A 14,809-nucleotide genomic window follows, 5' to 3' on the forward strand; every position below is an offset into this window, starting at 1 on the left:
TGTTGGCGGTGTCGTGGGGCGGCAAGGTGTGCGGCCGCGGCCAAGGAACACACCGGCTGTGCGACATCCTGGCGTCTCCGTCAACCACTTTGAACAGTGAAGGTTTCAGTCCGGTCGGAACCCCTGATCCTCTGTGCGGCCGCTCCCGTGACTTCTTCGGGGGTGAACTCACGGAACAGGGTGTTCAGTTGGCACTCAAGCCGTGCGCGGCGCGTGGAACGGTCACGGGCCAGCGCCTGGGCGACTGCGTCCCGGAGGCAACCCTCCGGGGTCTTGCCCTCTGTCACCGCTTGGTGGCGCAGTCGGCGCAGGGCGTCCACGCTCATCGGGATGCTCATGCGGTACATGCCGTCAGGGCCGGGGAAGAGACTGCAGAGCACATCGATGGGCAACGCGTCCGCGAGCCGCTTCCAGACCTTCCGTACGGCTGCCGGCTCGCTCTTCGCCGAGACGAGTACGACAAGGCGTTTCAGGTCGCCCGAGGCTGCCAGTGGCAGCCCGGATTCGTGTTGTGCGGCGTTCAGCTCGACCGCCCCGACGGCGCGGGTCAGCATGATCTCGATGGCATGCACGGTCATGGTTTCCCTCCTGTGGTCCTGTCTCGTCTTGTGACGCTTCCCATGCCGGCGGGCGGAGCCCGGTGATGCCGGTGGATGGGACTGCGGGCAGCGGCGCGTGATCCGCGTGGGCCCCGACGCGCGAGCCCGCGTCCGGCTGCGGCCCGACGCGTATCCCGTGTCCATGCCCTGCCTCCTTTGCTGCCGGATGTTTGCCGGCTGACACCGCTGAACTCGGCTACGGCTGACCGCGTGGGGTGGGAGTCATCCGAGCGTGATCCATCCGTCCGGGATCCAGCCCTGCAGGTAGCCCTGGAGGAAGAGATCGAGGTCTGCGATCGCCAGGTGTGCCAGCTGCGCGGCCGCGTCGCCGTGGGGAAGCCACGCCAGCTGCGTACCGTCCCACGGTGCGTGCAGGACATCAGGTGAGGAGACATGCGCGGTGAACAGGCGGCGTTCTGCCCGCCTGCGCGCCGGGGCGCACTGCGCGGCAGCGGGGATCCGGCCGGTGACCCTGCCCAGGCGGAGCACACCGGCCGGGGTCATCGTCCGGGCGAGGCGGACGGCCGCCCGCCGGTAGGGCTCACCCGTCCGGCGTTCGGTGGCGGGCAAGGACAGCCGCTGACCGTCGCCGGGCGCTTCGGGACGGATCAGCGCGATGCGGCGCGCTGCATCGAAGCAGGCCAGGAGGACGTCGCGGTCACAGCACCTTTCCGGTGCATACATGCACATAGCGTGAGCGTAGGGGCATCTCCCGCAACCGCGCGCGCCCGGACGGGCAGACGAGGGACGCGGCACACTTTCGGCAGCGGAGGGCTCTCAGTCGGCGGGGGCCGAGTGGGGCAGCGCCGCGAGGCCGGGCCAGATCTGGAAGCCGAGGGCGGCCTCCAGGCGGGCGAGGGTGCCGAGGTCGGGCAGCACGCGGCCGTTGACGACCCGGCTGATGGTCGAGTGCGTGATTCCCGTGGCCTCGGCCAGCGTCCGCAGGCTCTGCCCGGTGGAGGCGAGGGCGCGTTCGATGTTGCGGGCGAGTGCCTGGCCGTAGTGGGCGCTGACGGGGGCGTCGGGGGCGAGAGCGGCCTGCGGCCAGATACCTGAGGCGACGTAGTCGCGCGGCACCTTGTCGTTACTGCTCCGGGGCATACATGGATCATCCCACGCGCCCATGTGCCGCCGGTCCTTGCTGTAGGGCGCCGGGGCGCCCGCCTTCATCGTTCGGTGCATACATACACCACTTACACCATTCACGGCAGGATGGCACTCACCAGCACCGGCACGTCACCTCCTTCGCACCATTGAGCGGCCACCGGGCGCCGACAAGCCCCCGCGCCGGGCCGCAGGCGAGGGGATGGCCCCGGCCTCTTTCTGCTTTGCGGGGTCTTTTCACTCCTGTGCGCCCCCTCCCGTTCTGCGCGCAGGTCACTGACGCTGGGTAACTGAGGTCTCGGAAAGTAAGTGCAGGCCAAGGAGTGTGGGACGTGTGGGGTATTACTGAATGCCGATGACCGAGTTCCTCTTTTCGGATTCCGTTCGAATTCATCCCCCTCTTTTCTCTGTGGCTGTGGCGGGGGTATTTCGGGAGGAGCCCTACCGGGCTGAGGTGTTGCTGGATACGCTCATTGCGGATTCCGGATCCGGGAATTGAGGGGAGGTTCTTTCGTGCAGTCACGTGGAGCGCGGGCCGTCCTGACCGAGCTGAGGTCGCTGGCGACCGATGACGAGGAGCGGCTTACCGCGGCGAAGGACCGCCTCGCCCGGGCCGAGGAGGAAGTGGCGGCGGCCCGGGGTGCGTTCGACTCGGCGAGCACGCGGGCGGAGGTGTCCCAGCGGGTGGCGCGCGGCGCCGAGGAACTGCTGGCCGACGCCGCGCAGATGCCCGATGACGTGCCGGAACCGCCCTCCGCCCCGGATGCCGAGCGCTCCCCGGACTCGGGCCGGGCACGGCCGACGCTCTCCCAGGAGCTCCTCGCCTTCGCGCGAGGCCAGGAGCGCGGCGTGCAGAGGTCGGAGATCGCGGCGCACCTGAGCGCCGTGCGCCCGGACATCAAGCTCAGCGGGCTGGGCCCGGAGCTGACCGAACTGGTGCGGGCGGGAGCGCTGGCCAGAGTCTCACGCGGCGTGTACGGGATCCCGCCGGCCACCGAAGGCGGTGATATCTAGCGGACGCCATATCCAACGCAACGCGTTAAAGGTACACGCGCAAGTGCCGCCGAGGTCCTAGTTCGGCGGCACCGGGACGCGCATTTTTCTGGGCTCACGCACGCATCACGTTCACTCTATGCGCCTTTCGGCGCGCGCGCGAGAGCCCAGAGCGAATTCGACCCGCCTTGGGTCAGGAAATGGGCTCACCGTGTCTTTCTTTTCGCATCCGAATTCCCGTACGACCTGGCACGCGGGCAAGGGGGAGCCCGGCCGGCAGGACGGGCAGCCGGACCCGGGCGCCGCGCCGCCGCGCCGGACGCTGCCCAGCGGCCGCTCCAGCCCTGCCCAGCAGATCAACATCGTTCTCGGGCTCGCCTTCCTGACCGAGCACGCGGACGACGTGCAGCGCAACCGGCTGGCGCAGCACGCCGGACGCAGCCCGGCTACCGTCGGCGACTGCATGGGCTTCCTGTCGGACGTGGGGCTGGTACGGGCCGGGCGGGGCCGGTACGCGGTCACCGACCACGGGCGGGCGTTTGCCCAGCTGTGGCCCAAGGACTCCGCCCGGGCGCGGCTGGTCCTGCGCCCGATGCTGCAAGCGCACTGGTCCACCGAGGCGGCCGACCGGCTCCTGGCTGACGGGCCCCTGCCGCAGGAGCAGCTGGCGAAGCGGCTGCGCGCGGGCCTGCCCGGGGTGCCGCTGCGCGGCATGTACCTGGTGGAGTGGCTCGTGATCGGCCTGGTCCTGGTCCGTGACGAGCAACTGCGCATGCACCTCGCGCCCCCCGACGGCGTACTACCCGCGGCCGGTCCCGGCTCCGGGCCAGGCAAGGACACGGCGCCGGAAGCGGAACCGGAGCCACCTGCGACACCGCCGCCGGACGAGCACCAGCACCCGCGGGCGCGGGCGCGGGGTGAGGATCTGGCCGAAGGCGCCGCGGGCACCACCCTGCTCGGCTTGACCCGACAGGAAGTGCAGGCCCTGCCCGACGCCCGGTACGCGGCCTTCCTCGAAGGCGTCCTGCTCAGCCTGCGCGGCGCCCTCGCACCCCCCGCCTGACAGCCGGTGCCACCCAGCAACAGCGGTGCGCCGTCCCGGCGTGGCCGGGACGGCGCACCCGGGGGGTGGCGGCTGGTGTCCGCGTATGGCCTCTGGACCCGCACGCGGAGGGTTCGATCCCCTCGCCATCCACCCCGCACCCGCCAGCATGACATCCGACCCTCGAAGGGAACCAGCACCCATGCCCAACACCCCGCTGCGCCCAGCACGCTGAGGAGACGTCAGGGCGGACACCGAACGGACGAGCCTTTCACCACTTGGGCGCCCTCGCGTTGCGGGCACTCGCAACCCTCCCCACCGTGGTGCATGTTCGCACCGCTCGCGTGGAGGTGGAAGCATGCCCGGCATCCCAGACCCACCCGCCCCGCCGCGGCTGCCGCGGCCTGGGCCCGGCTCGATGGCCGCACCGACGGCGGGTGTCGGTCATGGCCGGTGAGATCACCCTCACGGCCGCCGTCAGCCAGGTCCTGACGGCTTGGCAGGACCTGGTCGCGCGCGGCGAGATGTCCGAGCAGACCCTCGGCCGGTTCGGCCAACTCCTGCACCGCTGCGAGGCGTTCGCCACCGCGCGCGGCGCCCCGCTGCTCACCGACCTCGATGCGGTCCTGGCCACGCAGTTCGTCGACGCGCACGGCCGTACCCGGCACGGGCACATCGCACCGGCCTCCCTGTCCACCCGGCATCTGCGCCGCAGCGTTCTACGGATGTGCTTCACCACCGCCCGACGGCTCGGCCTGACCGACACCGACCCCACCCGGGACATCGACCTGCCGGCGCGCACCGTCGGCGCAACCCGCTCCCTGGACGAGGCCGAGACGGTCGAACTGCGCCTGGCGGCGGAGTTCACCGACCGCCCCACCCGCCACGCCGCCGCCGTGGCACTGGCCCTGGCGGGCGGCTTCAGCGGCGAGATCGGCCACATCACCCCCGCCGACCTCGACCTCACCATGGCCCGGGTATGGATGCACGGCTCGACGAAGACCCGCCCCCGCTGGTGCCCGCTGGACGCCTGGGGCATCCAGGTCCTGGCCGCCCGCACCCACCACGTCCAGAACGCCGCAGCACCCGGCCAGGACATCCGCCGCCTGCGGCTGGCGGTGTCGTCCCGCAACGGCACCGACGAACAGATCCAGGCCCGCGTCTGCGTCGCCCTGCGCGACCTGATCAACCGCATCGGCCTCGGCGCCGACCCGGCCGTACGCCCCGCCTCCATCACCGCGTACGCGGGCTGGGAGACCTTCACCCGCACCCACCGCATCGAAGCCGCGGCCCGCCACCTCGGCATGACCTCCCTCGACAGCACCGCCACCCTCATCGGCCACGACTGGCAGCACACCACCGACCCGGACACCGCACCGAACGGAGACAACCCGGATGCCTGATGACCTCTTCGGCGACCGCGTACCGCGCACCCAGCGCAAGAAGACCGCCCGCCGGGCCTGCGAATCCGACCTGCGCACCGCCTCCCGCCGCGTCAAGGACGTAGCATGCTTCGAAGACCTCTACCACCTCGCCGCCATCCTCGAACAAGAACCCGGACCCCGCCGGGGCCGACCGCCCGAGTACCCGCCCTACGTCTACGTCCTCTTCCTCGCCCTGCGCGGCATCCACGGCTCCGCCCGCTACTGCGCCGGCGACCTGCAGGACACGACCGTCTGGAAGAAGATCCGCAAAGGGGTCGCCCACCACCTGGGCAAGGACGAGGCCAAACGCCTGCCCAGGACCGGACCCTCCCGCCACCAGTGGCAGCACGCCCAGCGCAAGCTCCTCGTCCCCCGCCTGGAAGAACTCAACGCCACCTTCAGCGACCTCGCCCTGACCCAGGCCCTGCGCCAGGGCCTGCTGCCCGGCGACGAACGGCGCTGCTGGAGCGGACCGCAGCGCCACCAGCTCATCGCCGGCGACGGCACCGTCGCCAAATCACCCACCCTGTCCACCCAGCCCTACAGCGTCGACACGACCACCGGCGAGATCCGCCGCCACCGCGTCGACCCCGCCTCCTCCTGGCAGAAGGAAGGCGGCGCCGACCGCACCGACGCCGGGGACACCCCGGACCAGACACCGGCACAAGACGGCTCCGGCCAGAACACGGACGGCAGCGGGAGCCAGGACGCGATGGTCCTGGGCACCAAGTTCGTCGTCTTCTCCACCCGCCACCGCGGCTACTTCCGCCGCGTCTTCCTCAACTACGCCCACGTCCCCCACGACCAGGAGGGTGGCGAGGCCGCCGTCGCCCTCGACCTGGCCTGCACCATCCTGGACGCCGCCGACGGCTGCATGGGCGTCCTGTACGACGGCGCCTTCCGCGGCATGCACCGTGACGTGATCGCCCGCCGCGGCCGTCTGCTGATCAACAAGCAGCACAAGGGTGCCAAGCCCCGTTACATCCGCACCCTCAGCTACGGTCGCTGCCGCCACGAACTGTGGTCCCAAGGCGGCCGTGTTCACGAACGCGCCTTCCTCGACGACGGCACCAGCACCCTCGTCCCCCTGCCCGTCCGCAGACTCGAACGCCGAGCCAGCGCCCACACCCACCGCTGGTACCACCTGCTCACCGTCCTGTGCCCCCGAGGCCCTCACGAACACCGCGAACCCGTCGGCGTCACCACCACCCCCGGCGAACGCGACGAAGGACAGAGTGACGCCGAGACCGGCTTCCACCGCGCCGAGCACCTCCTGCAGATCCCCGACAACACCGCCGTCCACCAGATCCTCTACGGCGGCCGCGAAGACACCGAAGCCGGCTTCTCCCAGTTCGACCGCTCCCTGTGGAACCGCCGAATGATCGCCTTCGGCGCCGAAGCCCAGAGCCTCGTCGTCCTCGGCTTCCTCATCGCCCAGAACGCCACCAGCTCCGCCCGCTACCAAGAAGACCCCACCTACACCGACGCAGGCACCGAGACCACCGACCTCAGCAACGGTGACCGCAAACCCGGCCGATCATGAACCCAGCTGAGGCATCAGCCCCAGCCCACCACCCCGCCCCGATCCGATACCCTGTCAAGGACCGCCACCTCAGTGGCGGTCCCCCCTTGCCGATACCGGGGCGAATAGTCACTCAGAGTATTCAGCCACGTTTCACGCAAGGCCCCGCCTTCGTAGCTCAGGGGATAGAGCACGGCTCTCCTAAAGCCGGTGTCGCAGGTTCGAATCCTGCCGAGGGCACAGGACAGCGAGGCCGAAGGCCCGGGTTCCGGCAGATCTGCCGGAACCCGGGCCTTCGGCCTGTGCGGCCAGAGGATCAGCAGAGGCTTGTGCGGCGTGCGGCGACCACCTGTCCGCGCCCGCCGCAGCCCGGACAGCGCGGCAAGCGGATCGGCGCGTGACATTTATGCCACTGGGCCACCGCCATCGCCATCGAGTCTTTCGGCTTCCCTGCGCAGGTGGTGCCGGCGGTGGACGTGGTGGCCGGAGCGTGCCGCGGCTATCCGGCTGCCAGGGGTGCCGAGTGGAGCTGGCGTACGAGTTGTGGGGTGAGCAGTTCGCCGGCTCGGTCGGCGAGGACGGACATCTCGTAGCCGACCAGGCCCACGTCGCAGCCCTCGGCGGCGAGGACGCCGAGGCAGCTGCCGTCGCGGATGCGGCCGACCATGAGGAAGCCGCCGAACATCTCGATCATGACGAGCTTCATGCCGCGGAAGCCGTGGGTCGTCGCCGCGTTCTGGGCGAGGCTGGTGATGCCGGAGACGATGGCGGCGAGATGGTCGGCGCGGTCCCGGCCGAGGCTGTCGGAGGCTGCCATGAGGAGGCCGTCCGAGGAGACGGCGACGGCGTCGGTGACGCCGTCGGCGGCGCGTACGAACTCCGAGATGAGCCAGCCGAAACTCTGGACTGCGGTGGTCACGATGACGCTCCTTGGTTGCTTCGGGCCTCGGCTCGGGCGACACCTGCTCGGAAGCCGTTGAGCAGGGAGGAGACAGCGGGTGGGGTAGTGCGTGGGGTGGTGGGTGCAGTGGTGGGTGGGGGTGGGAGCGGTGTGGTGGGGAGGATCTGGGCGGGGGCCAGCAGGCGGTCGGGCAGGACGAGGAGGGCGGACAGACCGCCGCCCGGGGTGTCGAAGAGGTGGACCTTCGCGCCTTCGCCCAGGCGGTGGACGAGCCGGCCGACGACGAGGTGGCCGAGGAAGCGGGTGGGCGCGGCGAGGAAGGCGTCCTCGTCCGAGCCGGAGAGGCGGGCGCTCGCGCGTTCCTTGTCGGCCGCGGACATGCCGACACCGTGGTCGACGACGGCGAAGCTGTATGTGCCGTCCTCGGTGTCGTACCAGCCGTGCACCTCGACCCGTTCGTTCGGTGGCGAGAACGTCAGCCCGTTCTCGATGAGTTCGGCGAGGAGGTGGGCGACATCGGCGACGGCGTGCCCGCGTACGCGCACCGGTTCCACGGCCGAGATCAGGACCCTGCGGTACTGCTCGACCTCGGCGACGGCGGACTGGACGACTTCCAGGCCGCCGGCGGGTTGAGCCGTGGCCCGGGGCGGATTCTGTCCGGCCAGGACCAGCAGGCTTTCGGCGTTGCGCCGCATACGGGTGGCGAGGTGGTCGAGCTCGAAGAGCTCGGCGAGGGCGTCCGGGTCGAGTTCCTGCCGTTCCAGGCGGGTGATGAGGCCGAGCTGGCGGCGTACGAGATTCTGGTTGCGGCGGCCCAGGTTGGCGAGCGATTCGGTGGTGTTGCGGCGCAGGCCGGCCTGCTGGGCGGCCAGTTGGAGGGCGGTGTGTTCCACCTGGCGCAGGGACTCCGCGACTTCGGCGATCTCGGCCGCGCCGCCCAGGATTTGTGCCTCGGGGAACTCCACCTGGTCCTGCGGGGACTGCTGGATGCGGGCGACGGTGGCGGGCAGCCGGTGCCGGGCCACGTCGTGGGCGGCTTCGGCGAGTGCGCCGAGGGGGCGGGTGAGGGAACGCGAGGCGAAAGCGGCGAGGGCCGCGACGAGGGCGGCCATGAGCGTTCCCCCGACGAGGTAGGCGGCGAGGGCCAGTTCGGCATCGTGACTGAGGCGGTCGGCGCGGGCGCGTACGTCGTCACCGACCGTCTGCTGGACCGCGTAGAGGTCGTCCACGAGTACGGTCATCGCGTCCCACCAGGTGCCGGGGTCGACGCGCAGCGCGGAGCCGTCGGGGGCGCTCTCCGCCCGGGCCTCGTAGGTGGTGGCGCTCTCGGCGTCCTTGGTGCCGAACGCGCGCTTCAGGGCGGCCAGTTGGGGAGCGGTGGCGACCTGGTTGAAGCGGTCGAGGGCGGCGACGCGGGTGGCGCGCACCTCGGTGAAGGTGAGGTACTCGCGGTCGTGGAAGGCACCCTCGGCGAACACACCGTTGAGGAAGCCGCGTTCGAGGGCGACGGACTCCTTGGCCGCGGCCAGTTCCCGCAACGCCGCCAGGCCGTCGCGCAGTTGGCGGTCGTCGCGCGTCGCGGTGTCCGCCACCGGGTCGACCGCGTTGAGGGCGTCGACGGCGGTCGTGTAGAAGGTGAGGGTGGCTGTGCGGTCGGCGGTGCCCCCGCCAGAAACAGAACTGGCAGCGGTGCCCTTGTCTGCTGCGGTGCGGATGGCCGCGAGGCGGCGCAGGTGTTTCTGGATGACCTGCTCGACGGCGCGTTCGGGACGCATGGCCTCCAGTGCCGTGTCGACGCGCAGGCGAGTGGCGGCGAGCGGGGTGCGGTAGCTCTTCTCGCCGCCCAACAGGCCGTTCGTCAGACCGCGTTCACGTTGCAGCTGGTGCACCAGCGCCTGCACCCGCAGGCTGAGGCCGACCTCGGTACGGGTCGTCCGGGCGTCGCCGAGGGCCTCCGCCCGGCCGTACACGGCCAGACCGGCCACCGTCAGCAACAGGCAGATGGGGACGGTGATGACCACCGCCACCCGGCCTCTGATGCTGCGCCAGCCGGGCGGCGGCCGGCGGCCCGGAGGCGTTCGGTCATCGTGGTGGCGCGCTGAACTACCTTTGCCCGTACCGCCGTTGCCGACAACACGCTTGCCGGCTGCGCCGAGTCTGCCGAGCCTGTCGAGCCTGTCGAGCCTGTCGAGCAGCGGCCGTAGTGGCGTCCACACCCTCATGTCACGAAGTTAGTGCGCCCGCCGCGGCGGGCGGTTTCCGAACTGTTAGAGCCCGTGGGAACTTGGGTTGCGTCACCCTCACACCGCAGGCCGGGGGCTGTGACCGATACCCCGGTACTGAGCGCGGAGAAAAGTGACCTGTGAGGCTCCTGTGAATATTGAACTTTCAGGCTTCCTGTTGTGCTGGGCGCCCTGAGAGGTTTGAGGCGCACAACTCGACTGCTCCATGCGGTCGTTCGACCTCACCCCCCACGAGGCGCACCATGGCGAAAGCCCCCTTCTCGCGCAGAACACGCGCGACCATATTCACCGCGACGGCCGGCCTTTCGCTGGCCGTCGCTCTGCTGCCCGGCGGCGCGAACGCGGCCCCGGGCGATCCGGTGGGCCGCCCCGCGGCCGACTCCCCGACAGACACCCCGGCGGGCTCCCCGGCGGGCTCCCCGGCGGCCGACGGTCTGGCGCCCATACCCTCGCAGCAGTCGCTCGCGCGGAACGACGCCCGGCTGACGCAGGCCGAACAGCGGCCTGGCGTACGGCAGTTGCGCAAGCAGCTCGGGGCGCAGGGTGTGCTCGAACTTGACCCGGCCACCGGTACCGCACGTCAAGTGGCCCGGCTCGACGGGTACTTGACGTCGGCCAGTGGCGCAGATCCGGAGGACATCGCCCGGCAGTATCTTCGGGCGCATCCCGATGTGTTCGGGCTCTCCGCCGACCAGGTCCGCGGACTCACCCTGCGCAAGCAGTACACCGATGTCGCCGGGATACGGCATCTTTCCTTCGTCCAGTCGGTCGACGGTGTCCCGGTGTTCGGCAACGGTGTCAAGGCCAACGTCGCCCGCGACGGACGGCTGATCAGCGTGCTCGGCGCCCCGGTGCGGGGGCTGCCGTCCGCGCTGGCACCCGCCAGGATCACCGGAACCCAGGCCCGGCGCACCGCGGTTCGCGACATCGCGGGCGGCGGGGCCGTGAGCCTCGGCGCCTCGGACACCGCCAAGCAGGTGGTGTACACGGTGCCGGGCGGCGGCACGGCCCGACGTGCGTGGCGGACGGTCACCGCGCCGGACGGCCAGGGCATGTGGCTGCACGTGGTCGACGCGGGCACCGGCCGGGTCCTGTACCGGCAGAACCTGTCCTCCGACCTGACGCCCGAGAAGCCCGCGTCCTCGTCCTCGTCCTCGTCCTCGTCCTCGTCCGCCAAGCAGTCCGGCGGTGAGCGGTCCGGCGAGCAGTCCCCGAGCCTGTCCTCGGCGGGCACGCTCCGGCAGACCGGCAAGGTGCTGGTCTGGGACCAGTACCCGGGCGCCCGGTCCGGCGGCAAGCAGCACACCCGTCATCTGACCGCCCGGGGCTGGCTTCCCGAGGGCGCGCAGACCCTCGACGGGTCGGTCGGGCACGTCTACAGCGACGTCAACGACAACAACGAGGTGGACCCGGGCGAGGAGGTCACCCCGGCGGCCGACGGGACGTTCTCCTTCCCGTTCAAGCCCTTCACCGGTGACGGCTGCGGCACCCCGCTGCCCTGCTCGTGGGACCAGAAGACGCCGAACTCCTGGCAGACCAACCGCGAGCAGAACGCAGCGCAGGTCTATTACTTCCTCGGCACCTTCCACGACCACCTGGAAGCCGGTCCGATCGGCTTCACCCGGGCCGCGGGCAACTTCGACACCCGGGACGGCGACGGCGTACAGGCGCAGACGGACGACGGCGCGGCCATCAAGGACGGGCTGCCCGACAGCGACCATCTGAACAACGCGAACATGGGTACGCCGCCGGACGGCCAGGCGCCCACGATGCAGATGTACCTGACCGGCTCCGAGCCGGGCTACACGATTCTGCAGGGCAACTTCGGCGACGACGCGGCCACCGTCTACCACGAGTACACCCACGGCCTGTCCCACCGGCTCGTCACCGACGCCGACGGCGTCCCCGCCCTCAACAGCCAGCAGTCGGGGGCCATGGGCGAGGCGTGGAGCGACTGGTACGCCCTCGACTTCCTCAACAACGAGGGCCTGTTGAAGGACGGTCGGCGTACCGACGGCGACGTGACGCTCGACGCTCCGGGCTGGAGCGACGAACTCCCGGCGCGCTCCCAGGCGTTGGACTGCCCGGTCGGCTCCACGTCGGCCAAGTGCCACGGTACGGCTGGGGCCGGCCCGGGCGGGTACACCTACGGCGACTACGGGAAGATCGCCTCCCGCGGTCCCGAGGTGCACGGCGACGGCGAGATCTGGGGCGAGACGCTCTGGGACCTGCGCGACGCGCTCGGCAGCCGCCTCACCGAGTCGCTCGTCACCCGGGCGATGGAGCTGTCGCCGGTGAACCCGTCCTTCCTCGACCAGCGGAACGCCATTCTGCAGGCCGACACCGTGGTCAACGGCGGGCGTGCCCACGCGCGCGTCTGGCAGGTCTTCGCCCACCGTGGCATGGGCTGGTTCGCCGCCGCTCTCACGGGCGACGACACCCGGCCCGACGAGGACTTCTCGCTGCCGCCCGGCCCGAACACACCGGTGGTCACGCTCACCGGCAAGGTGACCGACGACGAGGCCGGCACCCCGGTGGGCGGGGTCACGGTCAGCATCAGCGGCCACTCCTCCGGCTTCCCCGGCGCCGACCTCTCCGCGGTGAGCGCGGCGGACGGCACGTACGCGATCCGGAACGTCCCCGAGGGCACGTACCGGAAGGTCTACGCGAGCGGCAACGGTTACGAGCCGCAGATCCGCACGCTCACCGTCACCTCGGGCGGAGCCGACTGGACGGTGCGCCGCAACTGGTCGGCCTCCTCCGGCGGCGCCGAGGTCGCGGAGTTCAGCGGCGTCGACTACAGCGACTTCGGCTGCGGACCGGCCGGTCTGATCGACATGTCGGCGAGCGTCTGGGGTTCGGACGCCAAGGGCGGCACCAACGGCACCGGCGTCGACCCGGTTCACAACACCGTACGGCTGCCCGCGGCCGTGGACGTCAGTGACCTGCGCGTCGACCCGACGTCGGGCTGCGGGGACGACCTGACGGCGTCTCTCGGCGACTACCGGATCGAGACGTCCACGGACGGCACCACCTGGGCCACCGCCGCGGAGGGCCACTTCGGGCCCGCCGACACCGGCCGCGAGAACGCCGTGCCGCTCAACACGGGCACCGGGCTGAACGTCCGGTACGTCCGTGTGACGATGCTGGGCAACCAGGCCGTCGACAACGGCGTGAACTGCGCGCAGGACTCCGGCCCTTCGGGCTGCGACTACCTGGACATGACCGAACTCGTCGTCCACGGCAGGCCCCATCAGGGCTGACGGACGGGGTAACCAGCAGGCCAGAGGGCGGCGTTCCGGATACGGGACGCCGCCCTTCGGCGATTGCCACGGATGACGCGGATCAACTCGTCGTGCAGGTGGTGCCGTTGAGGGTGAAGGTGGTCGGCGCCGGGTTCGTCGCCCCCTTCGCTCCGATGAAGCCGACCGAGACCGAGCCGGCGGCCGGGATCGTGGCCGTGTAGGAGGCGGGTACGACGCTCACGTTGGCGCCGCTCTGAGTGGGCGTACCGCCCCACATGTTGTTGATCGTCTGGCCGCCCGCGAAGGCGAAGCCCAGCGTCCAGTTGGTGAGGGCGGTCGTGCCCGTGTTGCGCAGGGTGATGTCACCCTGGAAACCGCCCTGCCACTCACCGACGACGCGGTAGGCGACGGAGCAACTGACTCCGGGGGTGCCGCCGCCCGGGGACGTGGTGACGCTCACAGTGGCCGAGCGGGCCGAACGGTTGCCGGCCGCGTCCCGTGCGTACACGGCGAAGGTGTATGCGGTGGCCCCGGTGAGGCCGGTCACGGTGACCGTGTTGGTGGCGGAGGAGGCGGCTGCCGTCTCCGTGGTGCCGTTGACGCGGACGACGTCGTAGCCGGCGATGCCAACGTTGTCGGTTGCCGCGGTCCAGGTCAGGGTGGTCGACGTGGCGGTGGTCGCGGATGCTGTCGGCGTGCCGGGGGCGGTCGGGGCCTGGGTGTCGGTGCCCGTGCCGCCGCCGTAGATCGTGGCCTCCTTGGAGGTCTGGGCGATGCCGTTGGCGCCGTTGAAGATGCGCTGGCCCCAGGTGCTGAGCTGCTTCGGGTCGAAGCCGATCGACAGGTCGAGGATCGGGTCCGTGTTGCCGCTCCACGACCAGGCCAGATAGCCCAGCTTCAACTGCTGGGCGGTCGCCATCATGGTGTCCTCGTCCGGATCGCCCCACTGGTCGGCCGGGCCGCCGAACTCACCGATCAGGATGGGGAGTTTGGCCGTGACGAAGGCGTTGAGGTAGTCCGTGATCTCCGCCGCCGTGTCGAAGACGCTGTACATGTGGATCGAGAAGATCAGGTTGCCGGTGGTGTCGGCGTCGTACACGGACTGGGCGTTGGCGCGCATGACGCCCTGCCAGTCCTGGCCCCAGTTGGGCGCGTCCACCATGATCGTGTGCTGGAAGCCGGCGGCGCGCAGTTTCTGTACGGCGGCGACGGTGGGGGCCGTCCAGCCGGCCGGATCGGTGTTGCCCCAGGGCTCGTTGCCGATGTTGATGATGACGTAGTTCTCTTGACCGGCGAGCACGCTCTTGAGGCCGATCCAGTAGTCGGCCGCCTCGTCGAGTGTCCCGGCGGCGGTGTCCTCGCCGTAGCCGGTGGTGTCGTGCACCTCCAGTACGCAGATCAGGCGGTTGGCCTTGCACTGCGCGACGACGGCGGCCACGTCGTCGGCGGTGTTCTTGGTCCAGCGGTGCCCGTCGGCGAGGACGACGCGGACGGTGTTGGCGCCCAACGCCTTGACGTCCCTGAGGGATTGGGTCTGGGTCGGGTACCAGGTGTGGGCATGGTTGACGCCCCGCATCACGAAGTCGTTGCCGTTGCCTTCGAGGAGACGGCCCCCCGAGATGTGCAGGCCGGTGGCTAAGGCGGCGGGCCGCTGCTCGGCCTGGGCGGCGCCCGGGGCAAGCACCAGGAGGCCGAGGATCGTGGCGAGCCCGGTCAGCAGGACGGTTATGGGGTTC

11 protein-coding genes and 1 tRNA gene are annotated in these 14,809 nt (G+C 70.7%); 6 read left to right on the plus strand and 6 right to left on the minus strand.

The features are described from left to right. Positions 1-80 precede the first annotated feature (80 nt). The 3 genes from G3I71_RS11400 to G3I71_RS11410 all read right to left on the minus strand — a co-directional run bounded on the left by G3I71_RS11400 (position 81) and on the right by G3I71_RS11410 (position 1,700). Positions 81-578: a hypothetical protein gene (locus tag G3I71_RS11400; RefSeq protein ID WP_164313868.1), complete on the minus strand. Its 498-nt coding sequence runs from the start codon at positions 576-578 to the stop codon at positions 81-83. Between the two features lie 243 nt (positions 579-821). Then, positions 822-1,283: a hypothetical protein gene (locus G3I71_RS11405; protein WP_164313869.1), complete on the minus strand. Its 462-nt coding sequence runs from the start codon at positions 1,281-1,283 to the stop codon at positions 822-824. A 93-nt stretch (positions 1,284-1,376) separates the two neighbouring features. Continuing rightward, a complete protein-coding gene (locus tag G3I71_RS11410) occupies positions 1,377-1,700 on the minus strand; it encodes a helix-turn-helix transcriptional regulator (RefSeq protein ID WP_164313870.1) in 324 nt (107 codons plus the stop codon). A gap of 516 nt (positions 1,701-2,216) precedes the next feature. On the opposite strand from G3I71_RS11410, the gene G3I71_RS11415 reads away from it, so the two are divergent. From G3I71_RS11415 to G3I71_RS11435, 5 genes are all read left to right on the plus strand, one after another. Continuing rightward, complete coding sequence (locus tag G3I71_RS11415) at positions 2,217-2,717, plus strand: hypothetical protein (protein ID WP_164313871.1); 501 nt, start codon at positions 2,217-2,219, stop codon at positions 2,715-2,717. Between the two features lie 190 nt (positions 2,718-2,907). Next, positions 2,908-3,759 (plus strand): hypothetical protein, encoded by an 852-nt coding sequence (locus G3I71_RS11420; RefSeq protein WP_164313872.1) that lies wholly within the window; start codon positions 2,908-2,910, stop codon positions 3,757-3,759. 425 nt (positions 3,760-4,184) lie between these two features. Further along, complete coding sequence (locus G3I71_RS11425; protein WP_164313873.1) at positions 4,185-5,141, plus strand: integrase; 957 nt, start codon at positions 4,185-4,187, stop codon at positions 5,139-5,141. Next, positions 5,134-6,705 (plus strand): hypothetical protein, encoded by a 1,572-nt coding sequence (locus tag G3I71_RS11430; protein ID WP_164313874.1) that lies wholly within the window; start codon positions 5,134-5,136, stop codon positions 6,703-6,705. The genes G3I71_RS11425 and G3I71_RS11430 overlap by 8 nt, the downstream gene beginning before the upstream one ends. A 146-nt stretch (positions 6,706-6,851) precedes the next feature. Continuing rightward, a tRNA-Arg gene (locus tag G3I71_RS11435) sits at positions 6,852-6,924 on the plus strand. 259 nt (positions 6,925-7,183) lie between these two features. Here the strand turns inward: G3I71_RS11435 and G3I71_RS11440 are convergent. Next, complete coding sequence (locus G3I71_RS11440; protein WP_164313875.1) at positions 7,184-7,603, minus strand: roadblock/LC7 domain-containing protein; 420 nt, start codon at positions 7,601-7,603, stop codon at positions 7,184-7,186. Next, positions 7,600-9,807 carry a nitrate- and nitrite sensing domain-containing protein gene (locus G3I71_RS11445; protein ID WP_164313876.1) on the minus strand — a complete coding sequence of 736 codons (2,208 nt, stop codon included), beginning with the start codon at positions 9,805-9,807 and terminating at the stop codon, positions 7,600-7,602. Before G3I71_RS11445 ends, G3I71_RS11440 begins: the two co-directional genes overlap by 4 nt. Positions 9,808-10,070: 263 nt before the next feature. On the opposite strand from G3I71_RS11445, the gene G3I71_RS11450 reads away from it, so the two are divergent. Beyond that, positions 10,071-13,091: a M36 family metallopeptidase gene (locus G3I71_RS11450; protein WP_164313877.1), complete on the plus strand. Its 3,021-nt coding sequence runs from the start codon at positions 10,071-10,073 to the stop codon at positions 13,089-13,091. An 82-nt stretch (positions 13,092-13,173) separates the two neighbouring features. Here the strand turns inward: G3I71_RS11450 and G3I71_RS11455 are convergent, their stop codons facing one another. Beyond that, entirely contained in the window at positions 13,174-14,790 is a 1,617-nt protein-coding gene (locus tag G3I71_RS11455) for a cellulase family glycosylhydrolase (RefSeq protein WP_164314004.1), read from the minus strand. Positions 14,791-14,809 lie beyond the last annotated feature (19 nt).

This window comes from Streptomyces sp. SID12501 (assembly GCF_010550245.1).
Classification (GTDB): Bacteria; Actinomycetota; Actinomycetes; order Streptomycetales; family Streptomycetaceae; genus Streptomyces.

What these genes read in the sequence shown, in the direction of transcription:
- G3I71_RS11400 (WP_164313868.1), bottom strand. Translation starts at nt 578, where the DNA reads ATGACCGTGCATGCCATCGAGATCATGCTGACCCGCGCCGTCGGGGCG.
- G3I71_RS11405 (WP_164313869.1), bottom strand. Translation starts at nt 1,283, where the DNA reads ATGTATGCACCGGAAAGGTGCTGTGACCGCGACGTCCTCCTGGCCTGC.
- G3I71_RS11410 (WP_164313870.1), bottom strand. Translation starts at nt 1,700, where the DNA reads ATGCCCCGGAGCAGTAACGACAAGGTGCCGCGCGACTACGTCGCCTCA.
- G3I71_RS11425 (WP_164313873.1), top strand. Translation starts at nt 4,185, where the DNA reads ATGGCCGGTGAGATCACCCTCACGGCCGCCGTCAGCCAGGTCCTGACG.
- G3I71_RS11430 (WP_164313874.1), top strand. Translation starts at nt 5,134, where the DNA reads ATGCCTGATGACCTCTTCGGCGACCGCGTACCGCGCACCCAGCGCAAG.
- G3I71_RS11445 (WP_164313876.1), bottom strand. Translation starts at nt 9,807, where the DNA reads ATGAGGGTGTGGACGCCACTACGGCCGCTGCTCGACAGGCTCGACAGG.
- G3I71_RS11450 (WP_164313877.1), top strand. Translation starts at nt 10,071, where the DNA reads ATGGCGAAAGCCCCCTTCTCGCGCAGAACACGCGCGACCATATTCACC.